2 protein-coding genes are annotated in these 1,569 nt (G+C 44.2%); both read right to left on the bottom strand.

From position 1 onward, the window contains the following. Positions 1–176 precede the first annotated feature (176 nt). Positions 177–467 carry a hypothetical protein gene (locus tag ACUVJL_RS05735; RefSeq protein WP_445244975.1) on the bottom strand — a complete coding sequence of 97 codons (291 nt, stop codon included), beginning with the start codon at positions 465–467 and terminating at the stop codon, positions 177–179. Between the two features lie 302 nt (positions 468–769). Beyond that, a complete protein-coding gene (locus ACUVJL_RS05730; RefSeq protein ID WP_445244974.1) occupies positions 770–1,087 on the bottom strand; it encodes a hypothetical protein in 318 nt (105 codons plus the stop codon). Positions 1,088–1,569: the final 482 nt, after the last annotated feature.

Genomic DNA, 1,569 nt, shown 5'->3' with positions numbered 1-1,569 from the left:
CTTGCTCTATATTCTAGGGCTTACCCGACCGCAACTGGCAACCGCTTCGCTAAATTTTGGCGTCGGACGTTCCCGGAGCTTTTGCATTAAATCCATAATCTAGGCAAGAACGCCCGCCACTCAAAATTTTTGCCAGTTGCTAGACCTAAGATTTGGGTCACTCAAAATTTTTGCCATCAGCTATTCCAAGTGCTATTTCTATACCGCTTATTGTAACGGTCAAAATCCGGGTAAGGCAGTTCATTGGAAGCATCATAACCAGGAATAGAAAAAAAATCCCCTTCAGTATGAAAAGCAATATCAGTGGGCAACCGTCCTTCATTCGCATCCATATAAGCGACTATTCGCAAAATCTTGTCTACATAAGCAACGGGTATGCGTACTAATTTTGTTTCGCCACCTTGCCATTTGTGAGGGCGCCCAGCCCCCAACCTCGAACCGCCGTGTTTGCTTCCTTTTTGTTTCATAATCAAGTTTTTCTTGTATAACGTAACAAAATCAAAAATCTTTCAAATCCTTTGTTCTCCGCCTTCTTAACTATTACATTTTTATTTATTCTCCTTTTTGTTTACCGGGTATCACTCGACCCGGTTTTTTTTAGCCTTGCGGGCCTGCGGCGCACCTCTGACGCGGCCGGGGGGGCGGGCCACGCTTAGCTCCCCCCCCGGCCCACGCTTTTCATCCTGCTGCTAATCGTCTAGCAAGTTGTCTAGTTCACTGTCTAGCACTGTGTCTACAACGCTGTCTACATTGTCTACAATGGCTCTAGTCATTGCCCCCCTAATTTGCTAGTGGCCAAGATGACATTAAAAATTCCTCTTGCTTCTTGCAGCCGATCCACAACTTCCTCAAGGGCATCGGGTACAATATCACGATAATAATTTAGAAGCAGCAAGGCTTTCCGGGGTTCAGGACTGTTGTTCTCAGATAAGTAAGTATCTAAGAATGTGAGAAAAATTTCACAGTCCCGAGGATTTACCAGCTCATCCACACAGCTAGTTAGAAGAGCAAGTAATTGCTTAAACGTTTTGCGGTCAATGCAAATTTGGTCGCCTGCATCTGGCGATTGACCTGAAATTGGTGGCATAATAATTTTGCTCCAAGCGTTCTTGTACAACGTATTGGGGAAGTCGTGACTTGTTCGGTGTTGATAGCACCGCGCAGTCGCGCCTCAATCTTCCTTGTTACTTACGATCGCAGTATTGCAGCCACTTGTCAAGAGGTGGCTGCAAAGTTTTGTTTCAAATTATTCGGCAAGCAACTCCATCACTTCATCGGGCGTAATGCCGTAAATAGCGGCTAGCAGTTTGATATTTTTCACATCATTTCCTAACTGTTTAAGCACCCCAATTGCACTACGCAATGGAATAGCTTCAATTGTGGACTGAGTTAATAAATCAATCGTTGTCTTGGTATTGGCTCGTTTTTTATAGAACCCATTTGACATCTAAGAAGAGGGTGCAAGCCTTCTAATCATCAGCCTAATAAAACAAAGGTTGAGCTTGGCAGTCGCCGCTGTCAAACTTCTCTCAAAGTTCTTCACCAAAATTTTACATCTTTCCATCCAAG

This window comes from Microcoleus sp. OTE_8_concoct_300 (genome assembly GCF_031383065.1).
GTDB lineage: Bacteria > Cyanobacteriota > Cyanobacteriia > Cyanobacteriales > Microcoleaceae > Microcoleus.
This window is presented reverse-complemented; position numbering and strand designations above follow the sequence as displayed.

Excerpts from the sequence above, each read along its gene's own strand:
- ACUVJL_RS05730 (WP_445244974.1), bottom strand. The coding sequence starts at position 1,087 with ATGCCACCAATTTCAGGTCAATCGCCAGATGCAGGCGACCAAATTTGC.
- ACUVJL_RS05735 (WP_445244975.1), bottom strand. The coding sequence starts at position 467 with ATGAAACAAAAAGGAAGCAAACACGGCGGTTCGAGGTTGGGGGCTGGG.